The 19,719-nt window shown below is 37.8% G+C and carries 18 protein-coding genes; 2 read left to right on the forward strand and 16 right to left on the reverse strand.

Annotated features, from left to right (window positions below; translation table 11 throughout):
- Nucleotides 1–25: 25 nt before the first annotated feature.
- The 12 genes from BTOYO_RS09675 to BTOYO_RS09730 all read right to left on the reverse strand — a co-directional run bounded on the left by BTOYO_RS09675 (nt 26) and on the right by BTOYO_RS09730 (nt 13,724).
- Nucleotides 26–931: a DMT family transporter gene (locus BTOYO_RS09675; RefSeq protein WP_000792466.1), complete on the reverse strand. Its 906-nt coding sequence runs from the start codon at nt 929–931 to the stop codon at nt 26–28.
- Nucleotides 921–1,334 carry a MerR family transcriptional regulator gene (locus tag BTOYO_RS09680; protein ID WP_000276596.1) on the reverse strand — a complete coding sequence of 138 codons (414 nt, stop codon included), beginning with the start codon at nt 1,332–1,334 and terminating at the stop codon, nt 921–923. The genes BTOYO_RS09675 and BTOYO_RS09680 overlap by 11 nt, the downstream gene beginning before the upstream one ends.
- Nucleotides 1,335–1,504: 170 nt before the next feature.
- Nucleotides 1,505–2,815, reverse strand: a complete 1,311-nt coding sequence (gene murC / locus BTOYO_RS09685) for a UDP-N-acetylmuramate--L-alanine ligase (RefSeq protein ID WP_000219459.1) — start codon at nt 2,813–2,815, stop codon at nt 1,505–1,507.
- 251 nt (nt 2,816–3,066) lie between these two features.
- Complete coding sequence (locus BTOYO_RS09690) at nt 3,067–4,185, reverse strand: nicotinate phosphoribosyltransferase (RefSeq protein WP_000658377.1); 1,119 nt, start codon at nt 4,183–4,185, stop codon at nt 3,067–3,069.
- Nucleotides 4,186–4,246: 61 nt separating this feature from the next.
- A complete protein-coding gene (locus BTOYO_RS25605; protein WP_023441086.1) occupies nt 4,247–8,203 on the reverse strand; it encodes a DNA translocase FtsK in 3,957 nt (1,318 codons plus the stop codon).
- A 155-nt stretch (nt 8,204–8,358) separates the two neighbouring features.
- Nucleotides 8,359–9,315 carry an N-acetylmuramoyl-L-alanine amidase gene (locus BTOYO_RS09700; protein WP_023441087.1) on the reverse strand — a complete coding sequence of 319 codons (957 nt, stop codon included), beginning with the start codon at nt 9,313–9,315 and terminating at the stop codon, nt 8,359–8,361.
- 40 nt (nt 9,316–9,355) lie between these two features.
- Complete coding sequence (locus BTOYO_RS09705) at nt 9,356–9,700, reverse strand: hypothetical protein (RefSeq protein WP_000813345.1); 345 nt, start codon at nt 9,698–9,700, stop codon at nt 9,356–9,358.
- Nucleotides 9,701–9,970: 270 nt separating this feature from the next.
- A complete protein-coding gene (ytpR, locus tag BTOYO_RS09710) occupies nt 9,971–10,585 on the reverse strand; it encodes a YtpR family tRNA-binding protein (RefSeq protein ID WP_001006772.1) in 615 nt (204 codons plus the stop codon).
- Entirely contained in the window at nt 10,582–11,394 is an 813-nt protein-coding gene (locus tag BTOYO_RS09715; RefSeq protein WP_000784599.1) for a DUF1444 domain-containing protein, read from the reverse strand. The genes ytpR and BTOYO_RS09715 overlap by 4 nt, the downstream gene beginning before the upstream one ends.
- Before the next feature lie 79 nt (nt 11,395–11,473).
- A complete protein-coding gene (locus tag BTOYO_RS09720) occupies nt 11,474–11,788 on the reverse strand; it encodes a thioredoxin family protein (RefSeq protein WP_000838192.1) in 315 nt (104 codons plus the stop codon).
- A gap of 84 nt (nt 11,789–11,872) precedes the next feature.
- Nucleotides 11,873–12,382, reverse strand: a complete 510-nt coding sequence (locus tag BTOYO_RS09725) for a DUF84 family protein (protein WP_000869945.1) — start codon at nt 12,380–12,382, stop codon at nt 11,873–11,875.
- 268 nt (nt 12,383–12,650) lie between these two features.
- Nucleotides 12,651–13,724: a M42 family metallopeptidase gene (locus BTOYO_RS09730; protein ID WP_001031519.1), complete on the reverse strand. Its 1,074-nt coding sequence runs from the start codon at nt 13,722–13,724 to the stop codon at nt 12,651–12,653.
- Nucleotides 13,725–13,872: 148 nt separating this feature from the next.
- On the opposite strand from BTOYO_RS09730, the gene BTOYO_RS09735 reads away from it, so the two are divergent.
- Nucleotides 13,873–14,184 (forward strand): PepSY domain-containing protein, encoded by a 312-nt coding sequence (locus tag BTOYO_RS09735; RefSeq protein ID WP_000118536.1) that lies wholly within the window; start codon nt 13,873–13,875, stop codon nt 14,182–14,184.
- A 239-nt stretch (nt 14,185–14,423) separates the two neighbouring features.
- Here BTOYO_RS09735 and BTOYO_RS09740 read toward each other — a convergent pair whose 3' ends face one another.
- Nucleotides 14,424–15,278 carry a YtnP family quorum-quenching lactonase gene (locus tag BTOYO_RS09740; protein ID WP_000391955.1) on the reverse strand — a complete coding sequence of 285 codons (855 nt, stop codon included), beginning with the start codon at nt 15,276–15,278 and terminating at the stop codon, nt 14,424–14,426.
- Nucleotides 15,279–15,348: 70 nt separating this feature from the next.
- A complete protein-coding gene (gene trmB, locus BTOYO_RS09745; RefSeq protein WP_001239372.1) occupies nt 15,349–16,002 on the reverse strand; it encodes a tRNA (guanosine(46)-N7)-methyltransferase TrmB in 654 nt (217 codons plus the stop codon).
- 231 nt (nt 16,003–16,233) lie between these two features.
- On the opposite strand from trmB, the gene BTOYO_RS09750 reads away from it, so the two are divergent.
- Entirely contained in the window at nt 16,234–16,512 is a 279-nt protein-coding gene (locus BTOYO_RS09750) for a YtzH-like family protein (protein ID WP_001122853.1), read from the forward strand.
- A 3-nt stretch (nt 16,513–16,515) separates the two neighbouring features.
- Here BTOYO_RS09750 and BTOYO_RS09755 read toward each other — a convergent pair whose 3' ends face one another.
- The gene (locus BTOYO_RS09755) at nt 16,516–17,313 is read right to left on the reverse strand and encodes a phosphotransferase family protein (RefSeq protein WP_002039786.1); all 798 of its coding nucleotides are present in this window, start codon (nt 17,311–17,313) and stop codon (nt 16,516–16,518) included.
- Nucleotides 17,314–17,542: 229 nt separating this feature from the next.
- The gene (gene pulA, locus BTOYO_RS09760; protein WP_002039785.1) at nt 17,543–19,684 is read right to left on the reverse strand and encodes a type I pullulanase; all 2,142 of its coding nucleotides are present in this window, start codon (nt 19,682–19,684) and stop codon (nt 17,543–17,545) included.
- Nucleotides 19,685–19,719: the final 35 nt, after the last annotated feature.

A 19,719-nucleotide genomic window follows, 5' to 3' on the forward strand; every position in this document is an offset into this window, starting at 1 on the left:
TTCTAACATCTCAAAATAAAAAATGTTAAATATTCACACTTTCTTTTGATTTTATTTGTATAAAACCGGAAGAATACAATACTCCCGTAACAACTAATATCATCCCTATACATTGTGCGGGTGTTATATTTACTCCTTCTATAAAAGAAATAAGCATTGTAACAACAGGCACTAAATTAAAAAATAAAGATGTTCTCGCTGCACCAATTTGAACAATTCCATTATTCCACCATAAGTAACCAAGCACACTCATTCCCATTGCCATGAAGAGAATCGCTCCCCAAGCTAATAAAGGAACCTCCGAAACGGGTACTATACTTTTTTGCGTGGAAGATATCATAATAAAGGCAAGCGCACCAATCGTCATCGTATATGTCGTCGTTTGTATTGGGCTACCAGCTTTAATAAATCTTCTGCCTAGTACACCGTATAACGCCCAACAAATATTCCCTAGTATAATATAAAAATCCCCTTTAGAAAATGATAAATGTTGTAGTGCGGTAAACGAGCCTTGTGTAAGCACAAAAACAACACCAAGTAGCGCAAGTAACATTCCAATTACTTGGCTCTTCACTATTTTCTCTCGTAAAATGACACTTGCTAATAACGTCGTAACGAGCGGATTTGTCGACATAATAAGTGCACCATTCATAGCTTCTGTATATTTCATTCCTAAAAAGAAAAAGAAGTTAAAGCCGAATACACCAACTATACCAAGCAAAAGGTAATAAGCCCTATTCTGTCTCCATACTTCCCACTCAAAATCTTTTCGTATTTTTAATAGACATAACATCACAAGTGCAGCAATTCCAAAGCGCCATGCCGCTATATGAATCGCTTCGAAATACTGCACCGCATATTTCGAAGCGTTAAATGTCCCACCAGTAAATATCGCAAATCCTAACAGCTGCGCATATACTTTATTCTTCATTGTCAGCCTCCGAGTTTTTCTCTTCTAAAAAACCGTAATAAATTTCTAATTTCTCTTCTGTTAGTTGAACTACTTTTTGCAATTGTTCCTGTTGTTCTTTTAACCGCTCTAAGTGAGTTGTTAAAATTAAAATTCTCTTTTTTACTTTCGTAGGTACTTCCTCTTTCCGCTGCTTGATTTCCTCTATAATACATCCATCACTTGCAAACTCAGCGATTTCTTCTAATGACATTCCAGTTTGCTTTAATGAATATAAGAATTTTAATAGACGCACATCACCTTCTGTATACTGACGAATGCCGCTATTTCGCGTTGGTGGTGGTAATAAACCTAACTTCTCATAATAGCGCAAAGTATGAATCCCCATCCCTGTTAACTCTGCTACTTCACCGATTTTATACATGTTCTCTCCCCCTTGTTTTTACATATTTATCTTACAACCTAGAGTTAACTCTAGGTCAATACGCAAATAAAATGAAACTTTAATCAGTGGGAGTTTTACTGCCCACAAATAGCGGGATAAAATATGAACACAACAAAAAAGACGCACAGCCAAGCTATGCGTCTTTTCTATTACTTCTCTGCAACTTGAACTTCTTTTACGTAAGCTGCTTCGAATTTTTGGATGTCTCCTGCGCCCATGAAAATTAGAACGCCGTTTTTATGTTTCTTTAATACATCCGTTGTTGTATCTGTAATTAGTTCTGCACCATCAATACGCTTTTGCAGATCTTCGATTGTTAAGTCACCTTTTTTTTCACGTGCTGATCCGAAAATATCACATAAGTATACTTGGTCAGCTTTGCTTAGGCTTTCTGCGAACTCATCTAAGAACTTTTCTGTACGTGAGAATGTATGTGGCTGGAATACAGCGACAACTTCACGCTCTGGGTGTTTTTGACGAGCAGCTTCAATCGTTGCGTTAATTTCTGTCGGATGGTGTGCGTAGTCATCGATGATAACTTGCTCTCCCATCGGCTTTTCATTAAAGCGACGTTTTACGCCTTCAAAAGTTGTTAATTGATGTTTAACTGCTTCTACATCAACATTTTCGTAATGGCAAAGCGCAATTACTGCTAATGCATTTAATACGCTGTGGTTGCCGTATCCTGTAATTTTGAACGTGTCATAGTACGTATTACGAACGAATACATCGAATATTGTACCATCTGTTCTCTTTTGAATGTTACGTGCTTGGAAATCATTATCTTCTCCAAATCCATAGAAAATAACAGGTACTTTCGCTTGAATTTTTTGAAGTTCTTCATCATCACCACATGCAATAATACCCTTTTTCACTTGCAATGCCATCTCTTGGAATGCACCAAATACATCATTGATGTCTGCAAAATAATCTGGATGATCAAAATCAATATTTGTCATAATTGCATAGTCTGGATTGTAAGACAAGAAATGACGACGATACTCACAAGCTTCAAATACAAAATACTTACTATTTTCTACCCCATGCCCAGTTCCATCTCCAATAAGGTAAGATGTCGGGTGTGCACCTTGCATTACATGGGCTAACAAACCTGTTGTTGATGTTTTTCCATGTGCACCAGTTACAGCAACACTTGTGTATTGGTTCATAAGGTCACCTAAAAAGTGGTGGTAACGATGTACTGGGATGTTTAATTCTTTCGCTGCTACGATTTCTTCATGCGTATCAGGGAATGCATTTCCTGCAATAATCACTTGTCCTTCTTTAACATTATTTTTATCAAAAGGAAGGATTGAGATATTACGCTTTTCCAACGCTGTTTGTGTAAAGAAACGCTTTTCATAATCAGACCCTTGAACAGTATGCTTCATGTCATGAAGAATTTGTGCTAATGAACTCATTCCTGTTCCTTTAATTCCTACAAAATGGTAAACTGTCATCTTAAAGAACCTCCAACATTTCGAACTAATACAACGGCCTATCTATAAGACAGTATATGAATCTTTTCTTATTTTGGTAATCATCATACATTTTGATGTAGTGAAGTTATTCTTTCTCTTCACTTATCAGGATAAACTCGTACGTACTTCTTTGTATGCCCATATCAAGTCCATTATAGCAAAAAAGAAGCCGCTATACTATGATAACAGAAAAACTGATAGGGTCAATCACCTATCAGTTTTTCTCTCTTTTACATATCTTCTCTTGTTTCTAATTGAACACGCTCTAGACGTGGGTTTGGACGATATTTACGGCCAGCTTTCGCTTCTGGTTTTCCATTTAATTCTACGTTATCACCAGTAAAGCCAATATTCATTTTTAATAAGCTACTTCCTACCCCGTATATATCCACAGGCACGTTTTGAGCTTCAAATTCACGAATACGCTTCTCATCAAATCCACCAGTTACAACGATGTCTACATGCTGGAATCCTTCCTCATCAAGTGCTTTACGAAGTGCAAATACAAGCGATGGGTTTACACCACGTGGATCGAATGTTCCAAGTACTTCTGGGTGACGAATGAAGTATTGATCAATCATTGTACGAGACGTATCGACACGCACGCCTTTTAATGTTGATCCAAATTCACGCGCTACGCGAAGTGCATCTGTAATGACATCATTATTGTAATCAATTAATACAACTAATTCATCTTCTGGGAATTTCTTATGATATGCTTTTGCGGCTTCCACAACATCACCATTAAACATTTGAATTAATGCGTGAGGCATCGTCCCCATACCACTTCTGCCCCACCATTCATTCATCGCATGCGTCGCTTGTGCGCTCATACCTCCGATGTATGCTGCATAACCGTCACCAGCTTGTTGTGTATAATGATCGTCACGGTCTCCCATGAAAATAACTGGTTTTTCTTTATCTACACTACGTGCAGCTTGGACAACGTTATATACGTTTGTCGCAACCGATGTACGACGAGCTAAAATCCCATCAATGACACCTTCTAAAAATCCGAAATTTTCATAAGGACCATGAATTGTTAACACTGTTTCAAATGGACTAATATTATCGCCATCTTTTAAAGAGTTAATTTCAAGTTCCTCAGGATTTTTAGCGAATGTTTGCAGCAATGCAATTACTTCATCTGTTCCGCAAAGAACTGCATTTTCCTTTTGGAAAAATTGCATCGTTACAATACTTTTCGGGCGAAATTCTTCAATGATTTCTCTAGTCTTTAAAAAGTAAACGGCAGAGAACCAACCTTCTCCAACACGTTCGTCAAATTTAAATGTTCTATTTGTTAGTCTATTTATTTCACCTTTTAATTTTAATTCAATTTCTTTCATGTCGCTTTACTCCCTACTTTACTATCCAACATTTTCTCTTAGTATACAGCAAAACCGTTTACTATATATTTGTTTCCTGCATAGCAGCGAATTCATCCTCAGAAATAAGGACATCTCTCGGTTTCGTTCCTCTTCCTTCAGAAATAATCCCTTGCGATTCCATCTCTTCAATGAGACGTGCCGCGCGATTATAACCGATGCGGAATTTTCGCTGTACAGAAGATGTGGACGCTCCCCCTTGTTCTACAACAAATTGACATGCATCTAAAAATAGTTCATCTTCCGACTCACTCTGTTCTGATTTTGCTAATAAATCCTCTTGCTTAAATAAGTAATTCGGCTTCATTTGCTTTTTCACATGATCAACTGTTTTTTCAATCTCATCATCCGATACATATACACCTTGTACACGAACTGGCTTAGATGTACCGTTCCCTAAGAATAACATATCACCACGGCCAAGTAATTTTTCCGCGCCACCAATATCGATAATCGTACGCGAATCAACTTGAGATGATACAGTGAACGCTATACGCGTTGGAATATTTGATTTAATTAAACCTGTAATAACATCTACCGATGGACGCTGCGTCGCAACTAATAAGTGAATACCACAAGCACGAGCTTTTTGGGCAATACGACAAATCGCTTCCTCAACATCACCAGGTGCCACCATCATTAAATCAGCTAACTCGTCAATGACGATAACAATGTAAGGTAATGTCTCACCCGGAATTTCTCGCTCGCTTACAATCGTATTATAACGCGTTAAATCACGAGCACCAGCATGCGCGAACAATTCATAACGGCGTTCCATCTCTTCAACTGCCCACTTTAATGCAGCGGTAGCTGCTTTTACATCCGTAATAACAGGTGCTACAAGATGCGGAACAGAATTATATGGTGCAAGCTCAACCATCTTCGGATCAATTAGTATTAACTTCACTTCATGTGGCTTCGCTTTATATAAAATACTCGTTAAAATTGCGTTAATACACACACTTTTACCAGAACCCGTTGCACCCGCAATAAGTCCGTGTGGCATTTTTCGAATATCGGTTACAATTGGATCACCAGAAATATCAAGTCCAAGCGCAACAGTAAGTGGTGATTCACTCTTTGTAAACACAGGACTTCTTAAAATTTCACGAAGAAATACTGGCTTACTTTCTTTATTTGGAACTTCAATTCCAATCGCACTCTTCCCTGGAATTGGTGCTTCAATACGAATATCTTTCGCAGCTAAACTCAGCTTAATATCATCACTTAAGTTTGTAATTTTATTTACTTTCACACCTGGATCTGGCTGTACTTCAAAACGAGTTACTGCCGGCCCTTGCGATACATTAATAACATGTGCTCCAACATGGAAATTATTAAACGTTGTATCTAACAATTCTTTTTGCTCTTCCAACCATTCCGTATTATCTAACGCTGACTGTTGCGGGATTGACAATAATGCTAATGGCGGAACGGTATATGTTGGTGGTGTTTGTAATACATTTCGCATATCGTTCTCTCTTTGATTTACAACATATGCTTTCTCTTGTGGTTCTGTACTTGAACTTGGCTTTTGTACTTGCCCTGCAACCATTTGTTGTACTGGTCTTTCTTCCACTCGTGATTCTACTACCATTTGTTGCACTGGTTGTTCTTCCATTCGTGATTCTACTACCATTTGTTGCGCTGGTTGTTCTTCCACTTGTGGTTCTACTACCACTTGCTGCATTGGCTTTTCTTCCACTTGTGGCTCTACTACCACTTGCTGCATTGGCTTTTCTTCCACTTGTGGTTCTACTACCACTTGCTGCATTGGTTTCTCTTCCACTTGTGGTTCTACTACCACTTGTTGCACTGGTTGTTCTTCCACTCGTGGTTCTACTACCATTTGTTGCGTTGGTTGTTCTTCCACTCGTGGTTCTACTACCATTTGTTGCGTTGGTTGTTCTTCTAATTGGTGTACAGGCTTATTCTCTACTCGCTCACTCATAGAAGATTGCATTGCACTCGTTCTAGCCGCATGTCTTTCCATTAATCGCGTTCTGTCTTGTTTCAACATAACAACATTAAATGGTACATGACGCTTTTTCTCACGTTTTGGCTCTTCTTTTTGCACAATTGGTTGTTCTTCAGCGGCTGGCCCTTCTTCTGCAACTGGTTGTTCTTCAGCGACTGGCCCTTCTTCTACAACTGGTTGTTCTTCAGCGACTGGCCCTTCTTCTGCAACTGGTTGTTCTTCAGCGACTGGCCCTTCTTCTACAACTGGTTGTTCTTCAGCGACTGGCCCTTCTTCTACAACTGGTTGTTCTTCAGCGACTGGCCCTTCTTCTACAACTGGTTGTTCTTCAGCGACTGGCCCTTCTTCTGCAACTGGTTGTTCTTCAGCGGCTGGCCCTTCTTCTGCAACTGGTTGTTCTTCAGCGGCTGGCCCTTCTTCTGCAACTGGTTGTTCTTTAGCGACTGGCCCTTCTTCTACAACTGGTTGTTCTTCAGCGACTGGTTGTTCTTCAGCGACTGGCCCTTCTTCTGCAACTGGTTGTTCTTCAGCGGCTGGCCCTTCTTCTGCAACTGGTTGTTCTTCAGCGGCTGGCCCTTCTTCTGCAACTGGTTTACTTTCCTCTGTTTCTGCAATTAAAACATTCGCAAAACTTTGGACATCTTCCATCGTTTGTTCATCAGCCTCAGCAACATGTATGAATTTATTTTTTTGTTCAATTGCTTCATCTAATACCATTTCTTGCTGCGTTTCCTCAAGTTCTACAATTGCTTCTACTTCAGACCCCTCTGTTTCTGCAATTACTTCTGCTTCTTCAGTTTCTTCCATTTCCGCCATTACTTCTGCTTCTTCAGTTTCTTCTGCTTCCACCATTACTTCTGCTTCTTCAGTTTCTTCTGCTTCCACCACTACTTCTGCTTCCGCCACTACTTCTGCTTCCGCCATTACTTCTGCAACTTCTCCAAGCTCTTCTGGTATTTCCACAATGATTGTTTCTTCAAGTTTTTCTTCTGCTTTGACAATCACTGATTCTTCTGGAGCTTGCTTTTCTACTTCCATAATAGGTTGTTCTATTTCTGTATTACATTTAATTTCTTCTGATAATATTGTATCCTCGTGCTCTACTTTGGAATCTACTAATTCCTCTTGTAAAATGTTTTCATTTAGCACCACTACATCTTTTTCTTGCTCTGCATCTTCCATACGCTCAGCTACCGTTTTATGAAGTAATTCATCCGCTGAAACTTCCTGCGGTGTATTTATTTCTTGAATTACTTCTTTTTCTTCTACTACTGGCTCTTGGCGCTCAATTTCATAACCGTTTTTCTCGAGCCATTGATCAACAACTGACTTTTCTTCCTTTTTACTCTGTTGACCTTGCTGATCAACGTCTTGATGACTAGAAGAAGTCGGTGCTTTTCCTTCTGAGAAATAAGATAATGTATACCCTTTTTTCTCTAACCATGCATCAACGACTGATTTGCCCTCTACAGATATTTCAAGATCTTCTCTTTCCTTTTCTTCCTCCTGCTTTTCTTCCTTTTTCTCTACTGAAGGACGATTATATCCATAAATCGGCGAAATCATTTCTGTTGGACGAAATGGTCTACGGCTACTTTCTTGCGGCGATACAGATACTTTTTTTACGACTGGCTCTGGATCCGGTTCATATTGCACTTCCGGCTCTTCGTATGTAGAAACTGCATTCTCCACATACTGCCGTCTACTTCTCTCCACTTTTATTCCTCTTTGAGTAGGCTGCTCTTCGTATATACCTCTTTGAACAGGTTGTTCTTCAAAGTGAGGTAATTCTCTTACGTCATCCTCATCAAATCCATCATCTGGTATTAATGGAAAACGGCATTTACCTGCATTTCTGCTTGCCATTTGTGCTTCTCTTGCTTCAGTGTAGTGGTTTACACGAGGAATTTTCGGCTGACTTTCAATTTGTTTCATTGCTTCTTTATTCATCGCTGTTTGTTCTTCCTCTTTGTTAAACAGCTTTTTCATCCAATCTAACATGCTTACCACTCTTTCTACTAAATAGTAACATCCTTTATTGTATCAGCATTCGGCAAAAAGTGCAGGTAAAATTAAGCATGTCATATTTATCCATAACATTCTAATTTACGATTGTTTTCATATAGAAAAAAGCAGCCTTCCATGTAAGACTGCTTTTAAGCTTTACTCTTCCGATATTCATCTACACTATCTGTTACACTTTGCAGTAAAGAATTTACATACTGCGGGTCAGATAATTTTTTATCTTCATCCTGATTGGACATAAACCCGAGCTCTAATAGTACGCCAGGAACTTTCGCCCAATTAAATCCAGAAAGGTCATCCCTAAATTTAATCCCATTTACTTTCACCTGATTGTTTTCTCTCATTTTATTTACTATCTTTTGCGAGATTTGAAGACTTTCTGCATAAATCTCTTTCGTATAGGGACTTCCTTCTGCTGGCGTCAATACAGCAAACCCACTTTGATTTGGATTTTCAGAACCATCTGCATGAAGGCGTAAAAATAAATCTGCCTTATGATCGTTTGCGAATGTCGCACGTTCTTTATTGCTTATATCAACATCTTGTGACGTTCTCGTCATTACTACTTGTATCCCTTTTGCTTCAAGCTTTTCTTTTAATAAAAAAGACATTTCTAATACAAGTACAGTCTCTCTCTTTTTCGTCACAATACCCGTTGTACCATCTGTCACTTTATATTTTTGCGTCGTTGCCCCTGGTCCAATCGGTTCTAAATTTAAATTTGCTTTTTGTTGATGCCCTGGATCAATAACGACGAGAAACTTTCCTTGTTTTTCATTACTCTCTACTTTTTGTTCATTATTTTGCATAAGTTGCTCAGTTGGCTTCACCGGCGTATTTTCCTCTTTCTTTTCCTCGGCCGATACTTCCTCCCGCTTAGTTTCTACTTGTTCATTCGTTTGAATTGTTTGCGATTCTTCTTTTTTTTCTTGTTCTTCTTGCTGCTTTTCTACCGGTGCTTCTTTCTTATCATCTTTACTATTTTCTTGTGTAGAAGATAATGTTTCTTTTTTCGACTGTTCTTGTGAACAACCTCCCATATATATTCCAATGAATGCAGTCATGACCATTATTTTTATATACTTCATGCTTCTCTCCCATCACTTTGCACCGGACTCAAAGTTTTTCTTATAATTGTTTTATAACCTCATCCATATTTCCAATATAAACAGGCTGCCACGTTTCTGTACCACGCTCTGCCGTATAGACTGGATAAGCGTCATCATCCACATTCACGAAAACTGGATCACCCATATCTGTTTCATATCCAATAACAATCCATTCTTCTTGCCATTTTCCACTTTCATTGCTTATTAATGAATTTTTATGTTTATCATATCGATAACCGATCTGCCCTTTTTCCAGTTCATCTTCACTAAATACATATATTTCATAAGTACCTAGCTCAACATCTTGCTGTTTTGAAGTTTCAATTCGTTTTAGAAGTTCTGCGATTTTTGGTTGTTGTTTCATACGTTTATCCCCTTCTATTTTTCTAAATTTTAACTAGATTGTTTATAAAATACAATATAGATTTTTTTTAAAAAGGTGACACCCTTATCATATTAACGATTTTTTGAGTATATCTATCACAACTCTCAATATATCAACGATTTTTTAAATATATCTATCACAACTCTCAATATATCAACGATTCAATACGAAATTTCGACTTACCGACAAAGAATGATAAAAAGAAAAGAGAGGCTGTCCAAAAGGACAACCTCTCTTTTCTTATATCAATTAAAATTTAAACTCTTGTCCAACTTCAAAGCTATCTTCTAATACAAGAATACCTTTTTCTTGTGGAGCGTCTGGAAGCTCTAATTCACGTGCAGAGCAGATCATTCCAGAAGAAGGAACACCGCGAAGCTCAGCTGGCTTAATTAACATACCACTTGGCATAACAGCGCCGATTTTTGCAACGACAACTTTTTGTCCTGCATCAACGTTTGGTGCACCACATACGATTTGTAATGTTTCTGTACCGATTTCTACTGTACAAATGTTTAATTTATCAGCATTTGGGTGCTTTTCTTTTTCAGCTACATAACCTACAACAAATTTTGGAGAAAGATCCGCTTCTACTTTTTCTTCAAAGCCGTTCTTCGCTAAAATTTCGTTGATTGTTTCTACAAGCTCTTTCGTTAATGTCAGGTTACCTGTTTCTTTTACTTCTAAGTAAGAAGATGCATTAAAGATGTTGAATCCTGCTGTTACATTGCTTTCACGATCGTATACGCGTGCAACATCTCCTTTGCGATCAAAAGTACGGTTCTCTAAAGTAATATCTTGTAAGGCAACAATTAAAGTGTCACCAATTCCTTCAAGGTTATAAAAAACGTTCACTTCGTTCATCCTTTCTCTTTTCCATCTGTCTTCTTCCGATTCTTCGCTAAAATAAAGATTGGTTCAAAGTCCCCATCTTCATAAACGAATGAAAGTGATGTAATCGGAACATGCCCTTCGGCAAAAAATTTCATTGTCATTTGTGCAATAATATCATAACCGATTTCGTTGACGATATCAGCAATAATTAATACGTCTTGGTGAGGAACAGCAACAACCATGTCACCAGAGATCTTTTCACGCATCGATTGTAGTAACGTTTCGTTTAAAATACGACTCGCATCATACCCATCATTTGTGTTTAAAAAGTAGAATGTATTATCCGCTACTGTGTCCTGCTTAAATTCATAACCTAATGAGCGAGCATTAAATAATGCCATCTCGCGCACTTGCTGCTCTGTAAGCTCTAATTTTTGTAATAAGCGCTCATCAATTAGGCGATACGTTTTATTAGAATCTAGCGCGTAATAAATACGTGTTTCCGCCGTATGATCCGTCATAATAAACGGATTTCCTTCTTCTGATTGTTTTGGGAAAGAAGTAGAGCGAATAACAGGTAAAATTTTCGCCGTGCTATTTTCTTCTCTATGCATTGCAATTAACGCTTCTTGTACATAATAAGCAACCTCTTCAATCGCCTTTTCTTTGTTCACTTCCCATTTCGCTACTACTCCTGGAAGTGATACGTTAATACCTTTTTTCGAGTTTGTTTGTTCAATACGAAGAACTTCTTTCTCGCTATCATAATGAAAATCCCATTCTGGTCGAGATAATTTCTTCATTAACTCGTCTTTCATCTTTTTACTTGTCATTTTCATCTCTTTTTCCTCCCTTCCAAAAAAATAACCTCCCCCGCGAAGGTAGAGGTTGTTTTTACAATTCAATTGGCTAATTGTTTTATTTTAAACCTTCAATAAACTCTTCGATTTGCTCTTGTGTTTTACGATCTTTGTTTACATAGCGTCCAGTTTCTTCACCTTTATTGTACGCTACAAAGCTCGGAATGCCAAATACGTCTAATTTTACGCATAGATCAATAAACTCATCACGATCTACATAGTAAAATGAGAAATCACTATACTTCTCTTCTACTTCTGGCATAAATGGATCAACGAAACGGCAATCTGGGCACCATTCTGCTGAGAACATGAAGACTACATTCTCTTCATTTTTTAATTCTTGGAATTGTTCCATGCTTTCTAATGATTTCATCTATATTTCCTCCTCTAATGCGTGCACTTTTTTCACACTATAATCTTTTCTTTATACTACCATACATCGTACACGGTGCAAGGTTTATGCTTGCTTTTTATCATACTTATATTGCCCAACGAGTAACTTAACAACGTGTACAAATAATTCCGTTCGATCGACATAATCGTCTGTAAAAATACCGATAGCACCTTCGTGACTACGAATATCTTTCCGCTCTACAAACTCTTCCATCACTTCACTTAACTCTTTACCATCTTCAAGAGGCGTTAAAAAATCGTCTGGTAACTTAATACGTGCTCCTCCGGCAACGAATATCTTATCGTCACTCGTTGCGAGTGCGCCCCAGTTACACATAAATAAACCGTGATCCGTTTTCATCACGCCGCCTTCTAACCCAATACCAATTTGAGCTTCTCCTTCTTGCAATGCTCGCTTCGCTCTATTAATTGCTCCTTGCATCGTCTCTTCATCTGAAAATGGCTGTGCCGATACTCCCGATGGGACAGAAAGAGATGTAATTTCAGCATCTTTCCATACCTTCTCCACAGCCCCAACCTTCGTTTTATTCTTCGATCCAACTACTACCTTCATTTCGTTCACCTCTATAAGAATTCATTATTCTGTTCTAATATCCACTTCAGCACAAATGAAGTGCCAACCACTACCACACACCACCAAGGAATCCCTTCTACCTATAGTAGAAGGTGACTTCCCACAATATTTTTGGTCCCGAACACAAAAACATTCTTCCGCGGTCTTCATGCATTATTCGAGCACTAATTAAGCACTGACCGCTACTACACATCGCTGGGTCATCTCTCCTACCTAAAAAAAGAAAGAGCTCTGCAGCCCTTCCTCTTTACGCGTTATTCTTAATTGTTTCTAACGTCGTTTTGTCCGTTGTTCTTACAAGCTTTGTAATAAGTTCTTTTGCTGCTGCATAATCATCAACATGTAAAATAGAAGCATGCGTATGAATGTAGCGAGCACAAACACCAATTACTGCTGATGGGATACCTGAGTTACTTGTATGTACACGGCCCGCATCTGTCCCACCTTGTGAAATAAAGTATTGGTACGGAATATTATGTGTTTCTGCTGTATCTAAAATGAATTCGCGCATTCCTCGATGAGTTACCATCGTACGATCGTAAATACGAAGAAGAGCACCTTTTCCTAATTGACCGAACTGCGTTTTATCACCAGAAGCATCGTTTGCTGGACTTGCATCAAGCGCATAGAAAATGTCTGGTTGAATCATATTAGCAGCTGTTTGTGCTCCGCGAAGACCTACTTCTTCTTGTACAGTAGCACCAGAGTATAATGTATTCGGTAATGTTTCATCTTTTAATTCTTTTAATAACTCGATTGCCAGGCCACATCCATAACGGTTGTCCCAAGCTTTCGCCATAATTTTCTTCTCATTTGCCATCGGTGTGAACGGGCAGATTGGCACGATTTGTTGTCCTGGTTTTACACCAATTTCAATCGCATCTTCATAACTATCTGCACCTATATCGATTAGCATATTTTTTATATCCATCGTTTTTGCACGTTGCGCATCACTTAATAAATGAGGAGGGATAGAACCAACAACCCCTATAACAGGACCATTCTTCGTCATCACTTGTACGCGCTGCGCTAATAGCACTTGGCTCCACCAGCCGCCTAACGTTTGAAAACGAAGCATTCCGTTTTTCGTAATTTGCGTAACCATGAAACCTACTTCATCCATATGACCTGCTACAAGAACACGTGGGCCAGTTTCGTCCCCTTTTTTCAGACCAAATACGCTACCTAAACCGTCTTGCACAATTTCATCAGCATATTTGCTTAATTCTTGCTTCATAAAACGGCGTACATCATGTTCAAAACCTGACGCACCTTGTAATTCTGTTAACGTACGAAATAATTGTAATGTCTCTTTATTCACGAAGTCCCCTTCTTTCAAACCTTAGTAGAATACCTTTTTTATTGTAACGAAATTTTCGAAATGTTTCTAGTTTCTTCTTTTTTAGCTGCATTTGCTTTATAATTATTATCGGTACACTATTTTTATTTTATAGAATTGAGGTGAATATATGAGCTGGAAAGGTTTAGTAGCAGGTCTTGGCGTTGGATTTGCAGCTGGTTATTTCGTTGCAAACAAAGTACAAGAACAATCCCATATTTCTTCAGAAAAAGCATTGAAAATGGTGAAACAAGCATTAAATCATAAAGGTGAAATTACTGGCTCTTGGGTACATATGGTTCCAGAGACATTTGAAAAATATGATGTTGCGTATGAAGTTTATCGCGGCGGTCTTACAACAATGTTAGATGATATACAAGAACGATTTGAATTTTTAGTTGATGCTAAAACAGGTACTGTTTTAGAGGTAATAGCAGCATAAAAAGAGGTTTCCCATTAGGTGAACCTCTTTTTTTTGAAAAATTGCGGATAGTGATTAAAATTATATCGGCGATTTTCCGAATATATCGGCGCAACTCGATTTATATCAGCGATTTCCCAATTATATCGGCGCAACTCAAATTATATCAGCGTTTGTTTAAATATATCGACTTACCGACAAAACCCGACAATAAAAAAGAGGCTGCTCCAATAAATATGATGGAACAACCTCCTTTTTTTTTAAGCTTCTATACTCGTTTTTCTCTCAATTTTTTCTACAATATGTCCTTCCTCATTCCACTTCACTGCACGATAATATGCGTCATGATAAAATGAAAACCACGCATCGTTTTCAGCACCATATTTCATCCACTTTTGCTTATTTTCAATCGATGTCATCGGATAATCATCATAAGCCATGACCCATAATACATTTTGATGTGCGTGTGTCGGCAATAGGTCTGCTAAATGCAGCATCGTTTCTCCTTTGCTTTCTAAAGCAATGACTGCATGTCCATCACTATGTCCGCCTGTATGCGCCATCTTTATTTCATCCGTAATTTCGATTTCTTGTTGAAACGTAACAACTTGCTCTACAATCGGCTCCCAATTTTCCTTCCAATACGTATTACGGGATCTAATATTTGGGTTCCTCATTTCATTCCACTCTGTTTCACTTACATAAACTTTCGCATTCGGAAACGCCGGTACAAGGTGATCCCCTTCCCATTTCGTTAAACCAGATGCATGATCAAAATGAAGGTGCGTCATTAAGACGTAGTGAATATCTTCAGGCTTTAATCCCAGTTTTTCTAAAGATTCATAAACCGATGACTCTTCCGTTACTCCTTGATTTCTCTTCATTTTCTCATTCAATTTACCGTTTCCTATTCCAGAATCAATAAGCATATTTCCATCTTTCGTTTGCAAAAGTAACGGATCTGTTCGTAAATATATATGATTTGTATCGTTATGTTTATATTTTCGTGACCAAAGTACTTTCGGCACAACGCCAAACATTGCCCCGCCATCTAAATGTGTGTTCCCACCTTTTAACCACGTCACTTTTATATCTCCAATTCGTAATTCTTCCATCACACATCCCCCTTTTACATTAATTTTAACATAAAATTCTGATTATTTTAGTTATAAAAAAACCTATGCATTACTGCATAGGCTCTGTGCGATACTTCGCTTCAACTCGATAAATACGATGACCTTTACTAGAGAACTTCTCTTCGTACTCAGTCATAATATTACCTTCAAAATCACTGTTATGAAGATCTAGGCTTAAGTAAGTTAGTAACATACCATACTCAGCCATACTCATTAGAGAGTATTCAAATAACCCTTGGTTATCTGTTTTGAAATGAATTTCTCCGCCCTCTACTAACACTTCTTCATAATTGCGTAAAAACGTTTTATACGTTAAACGACGCTTCGTGTGACGATTCTTCGGCCATGGATCTGAGAAGTTTAAATAAACACGATCAATTTCACCTTTTGCAAAGAAAACTGTTAAATCTTCAGCATCTTTATTTATTAACTTTAAGTTCGGTAATTCTTCTTCAATTAATTTATCAAGTGCATCTACAACAACACTCGTAAATTTTTCAATTCCAATATAATTAATATGTGGATTTGCTTTTGCCATATCGTACATAAAGCGGCCACGACCTGTACCTACTTCAATGTGAATGGGTTGTTCATTTCCAAATACTTCTTTCCAATTACCCGCGCGCTCTTCTGGGTTTCCAATTACGATATGTGAATACTCATTAATTCGATCTAATGCATATGGTTTATGTCTTAAACGCATAGATGTCTCCCTCTCTTTACAAAGCTATTTTAAAGGAATGATTCCTTTTTTCTGTTTTAATCAATCTACCAAACAAAAAACCAAGTACGTACGAGCACTCGGTCCGTTTCTTTCAAGTATAAGATGTACCATTTTGATAAAAACTACATACAGCATTAAACATTCCATGACGACGTAGCTTTTTCTCTTACATTCCGAGAAGAGAAAAACAATCGAAAGGATGATCCGTTCATGCCAATTAGTCAACAACATCAATTAGAAGTGCTGAAAGATATTTTAGTCAATCACCAAAGCGATTGCTGTGGGACAGTTTCTGAATGCGAGCAATTAGAGCGCCTCATTCAATCGTTACTCGCAAACGATAATATAAGTAATGACGCTAAAACAATGCTAAACGATGTATATTCTTATAGTCAATCGGGTAAATCTTCCTCTAATTTGGACAACCATATTTCCAATAATCAAGAACAACTTACTCAGTGGATTGCTGGAATGGACAATTTTTCTTAAGTATTATTCTGAAGCAAGTAGTTGCTGTAAATATTGATGCCAATATTCAGCTTCTGCTTGTTGTTTTTTTGTTGTGTGCCATTGAATAGATAAAATCGTTTGTGCTATTACATACCATCTCATACGCCTAAGCAATGATTCATCCATTTCAATATCATAATACCCGAGCCACTCACTCCATTCATGACGCGGAATGTACCAGTATAATAACATACCTAGGTCTAGAGCTGGGTCAGCAATGACAGCTCCATCCCAATCAATTAAAAACAACTCATCTTCGTCCGACAATATCCAGTTGTTATGGTTTACATCACAATGGCATACAACGAATTCATTGTATTCAATACTTTTTAATGAATCCGTTAAATATTGAAGGCCTTGCTGAATTGTTTCATCTACCCTTATATCTCCCCTTAAAACAAGTTGCAATTGTTGTAATAACTCTTGGGCGTGAAGCGGCTGCTTCCCAAGTCTTTGAATCATCTGCACAAGCGCTTTAGAGGAGTGTATTTTCTTCAAAAGTTTCGCAACACGTTCTAGTTTCATATCCTCTGGCTCTAGCTTCTGTCCCGGAAGCCATTTTTGAGCAGAAATCACATCACCGTTCGTTACCCTTCTTGTCCAAAGTAATTTTGGAACAATTCCTTCTGCTGACAATACCGCTAAAAAGGGCGATGTATTCCGCTTTAAAAATAACTTCTGTTGTCCGTTTTGCGCAATATATGCATCGCCCGTTACTCCACCAGCCGGTACAAGACTCCACTCTTTTCCTAATAATTGTTCCAACCATTCCATATTCATTACCCGTTAACAAATCCTTATCTTTTATAGTTATGAAAAGAAAAACCGCAACATTTCTACACATGTTGTGGATTCATATATATTTTACTGTAAATGAAAAGAAAACTTGGCATAAGCCAAAAACTCTCTATTTTATTTTACAAAACCACTCATAGAATGACAACTTATCAAAATCGTCACCTTTGTCAATTCTACATTTATTACATTCTCATCGTCAAGTAGCGATTTGTCACATTATCGTCAATATATACGTGCTAATGGGAGCCAATTGAAGTTCCTTTCCTCTAAATGAAGAAATTGGCTCTATTTTCGCTTGCTTTTCGTTTACTAACACATGCCACGTTCCTTCTTTTGGAAGCTGCACCGTTTTAGCTTCCAAACCGCTATTAAATAAAACGACAATTTCTTTCCACGGCCCAAACAATTCTACATGCTCTAGGTGGTATGCAAGTACTTCTGTAGATGTTTGCAAAAAAGTCATATGCTTTTTTATAAGATCTGCGTTTTGTAATCGGAATGCCCCGTGCTCTTTGCGAATCGCAATTAACCCTTTTATATAGTTAACTGTCTCCATCTCTTTCTCTTTTTGATCCCAGTCTAATCGATTTATTTCATCATTTGCATTATAACTATTTTCATTTCCATTCTTCGTACGATAAAACTCTTGTCCTGCGTGTAAGAAAGGAATTCCTTGCGAAAGAATAACTATTGCGCTTGCTAGAAGGTGCCGTTTTTTCAAAATCTCTTCCGGTTCTTCATTACTGTGCACTAGTTTATCCCACATCGTCATGTTGTCATGACATTCTACATAGTTAATACTTTGTACCGGTTCTAGAAATAATCCTGTTTCTTTCACACTTAAAAGACTACCTGATGCTATATACTGTAAATGCTGACAGTCTACATGCCCACCAAACGCAAAACCACGTTTATTTACATTAAATGTGCTACCTTTTATTCCATCACGAAATTGATCATTAAACTGCGCGATATGTGGCATTTTTCTTGCATTATTTAACGCTGCTTTTTCCTCAAGAGGAAGCGGTGTTTGTAAATCCCATCCTTCTCCTAATAACAATGCGTCTCGCTTTATGTTTCGCACTTCTTTTTCTATTATGTTCATTGTATCAACATCTAAAATCCCCATTAAGTCGAATCGGAATCCATCAACATTGTATTCCGTCAGCCAATATAAAATAGACTCTATAATGAATTTCCTCATCATTTTCCGTTCAGACGCTATATCATTTCCAACTCCCGTCCCATTAGAAGGCATACCATCTTCGCCATGGCGAAAATAATAACCTGGAACAAGCTTTTCAAATGATGATAGTTCTCTTTCATAAACGTGATTATATACAACATCTATAACTACTCGGATACCGTTTTCATGAAATGTTTCAATCAATTGCTTACACTCTACTATCCTGTTATACGGATCAGCAAGGTTTGTAGCATAAAACCCCGTTGGTGTATTGTAATATAATGGATTGTAACCCCAATTATATGCGCCGGAAGGATTTGCCTCATCTACACCACCGAAACAAGATAACGGTAATAATTCAACATGTGTAACACCTAAATCTTTTATATGAGACAATCCTGTTAACGTCCCATTCCGTCCCGTCGTTCCCTCTTCCATCAACCCTCTATATGTTCCTTTTTTATTCACTCCACTATTTGGGTGAATAGTCGCATCACGAATATGCAGTTCATACAATATAGCATCTGTCATTGACTGTAATGGTGGTAATTCCTCTCGTCTCGTTACATTCGTCTTTTCCAAATCGATAACAACACCGTATTTCCCATTTGCAGTCGTTGACTTTGTGTATGGATCCACCGCTTCATTCCATATTAAATTAATACAGACGAGGAAGGTATATCGAGCCCCATCATGATCCCCTTGTAATGCATGAACCCAAACACCATTTTCTTCTCTATGCATGTCATAATCGGTATATTCTTTATCACTTTTATAAAATCTTACTTTTGCAAGCCTCGCAGTTGGAGCCCACACTTTAAATGTTGTTGCTTCTTTTTTGTATACAGCACCTAGATCTGTGCCTTCGTAATAATACTTCTCATCAAAAATTGCCGTTCGAATAACAGCGCCTATTTGTAAATCCGTTTCTTCGTTCCGTTCATCTCGTACTGTATAATACTTCCCCACATCTAGTGACTCTTCTATAAAGCACTCATACTTTGTTGCATCCGGAAGCGCAATAGTATGAGCAATCGGTAAATCTTTCACATTATTTCCTTCTTGCAAACGAAATGTCCGACTTGTTCCATACGCATGTGGGAGCAAAATTGTAATTTTATTCATTTCATCTAAATAGGCATCAAATGGACGTTTTACTTTCAACATAAAAAAATCACCATCATTCTCAAAATTAAAATAAA

The organism is Bacillus toyonensis BCT-7112, from assembly GCF_000496285.1.
GTDB lineage: Bacteria > Bacillota > Bacilli > Bacillales > Bacillaceae_G > Bacillus_A > Bacillus_A toyonensis.

Bases quoted from the DNA above. Each gene is read 5' to 3' on its own strand.
- murC (WP_000219459.1), bottom strand. From the start codon at position 2,815: ATGACAGTTTACCATTTTGTAGGAATTAAAGGAACAGGAATGAGTTCA.
- BTOYO_RS09735 (WP_000118536.1), top strand. From the start codon at position 13,873: ATGAGCTGGAAAGGTTTAGTAGCAGGTCTTGGCGTTGGATTTGCAGCT.
- BTOYO_RS09750 (WP_001122853.1), top strand. From the start codon at position 16,234: ATGCCAATTAGTCAACAACATCAATTAGAAGTGCTGAAAGATATTTTA.
- BTOYO_RS09725 (WP_000869945.1), bottom strand. From the start codon at position 12,382: ATGAAGGTAGTAGTTGGATCGAAGAATAAAACGAAGGTTGGGGCTGTG.
- pulA (WP_002039785.1), bottom strand. From the start codon at position 19,684: ATGTTGAAAGTAAAACGTCCATTTGATGCCTATTTAGATGAAATGAAT.
- BTOYO_RS09700 (WP_023441087.1), bottom strand. From the start codon at position 9,315: ATGAAGTATATAAAAATAATGGTCATGACTGCATTCATTGGAATATAT.
- BTOYO_RS09740 (WP_000391955.1), bottom strand. From the start codon at position 15,278: ATGGAAGAATTACGAATTGGAGATATAAAAGTGACGTGGTTAAAAGGT.
- BTOYO_RS09755 (WP_002039786.1), bottom strand. From the start codon at position 17,313: ATGAATATGGAATGGTTGGAACAATTATTAGGAAAAGAGTGGAGTCTT.
- BTOYO_RS09720 (WP_000838192.1), bottom strand. From the start codon at position 11,788: ATGAAATCATTAGAAAGCATGGAACAATTCCAAGAATTAAAAAATGAA.
- BTOYO_RS25605 (WP_023441086.1), bottom strand. From the start codon at position 8,203: ATGTTAGATTGGATGAAAAAGCTGTTTAACAAAGAGGAAGAACAAACA.
- BTOYO_RS09675 (WP_000792466.1), bottom strand. From the start codon at position 931: ATGAAGAATAAAGTATATGCGCAGCTGTTAGGATTTGCGATATTTACT.
- BTOYO_RS09680 (WP_000276596.1), bottom strand. From the start codon at position 1,334: ATGTATAAAATCGGTGAAGTAGCAGAGTTAACAGGGATGGGGATTCAT.
- BTOYO_RS09690 (WP_000658377.1), bottom strand. From the start codon at position 4,185: ATGAAAGAAATTGAATTAAAATTAAAAGGTGAAATAAATAGACTAACA.
- ytpR (WP_001006772.1), bottom strand. From the start codon at position 10,585: ATGAACGAAGTGAACGTTTTTTATAACCTTGAAGGAATTGGTGACACT.
- BTOYO_RS09705 (WP_000813345.1), bottom strand. From the start codon at position 9,700: ATGAAACAACAACCAAAAATCGCAGAACTTCTAAAACGAATTGAAACT.
- BTOYO_RS09715 (WP_000784599.1), bottom strand. From the start codon at position 11,394: ATGAAAATGACAAGTAAAAAGATGAAAGACGAGTTAATGAAGAAATTA.
- trmB (WP_001239372.1), bottom strand. From the start codon at position 16,002: ATGCGTTTAAGACATAAACCATATGCATTAGATCGAATTAATGAGTAT.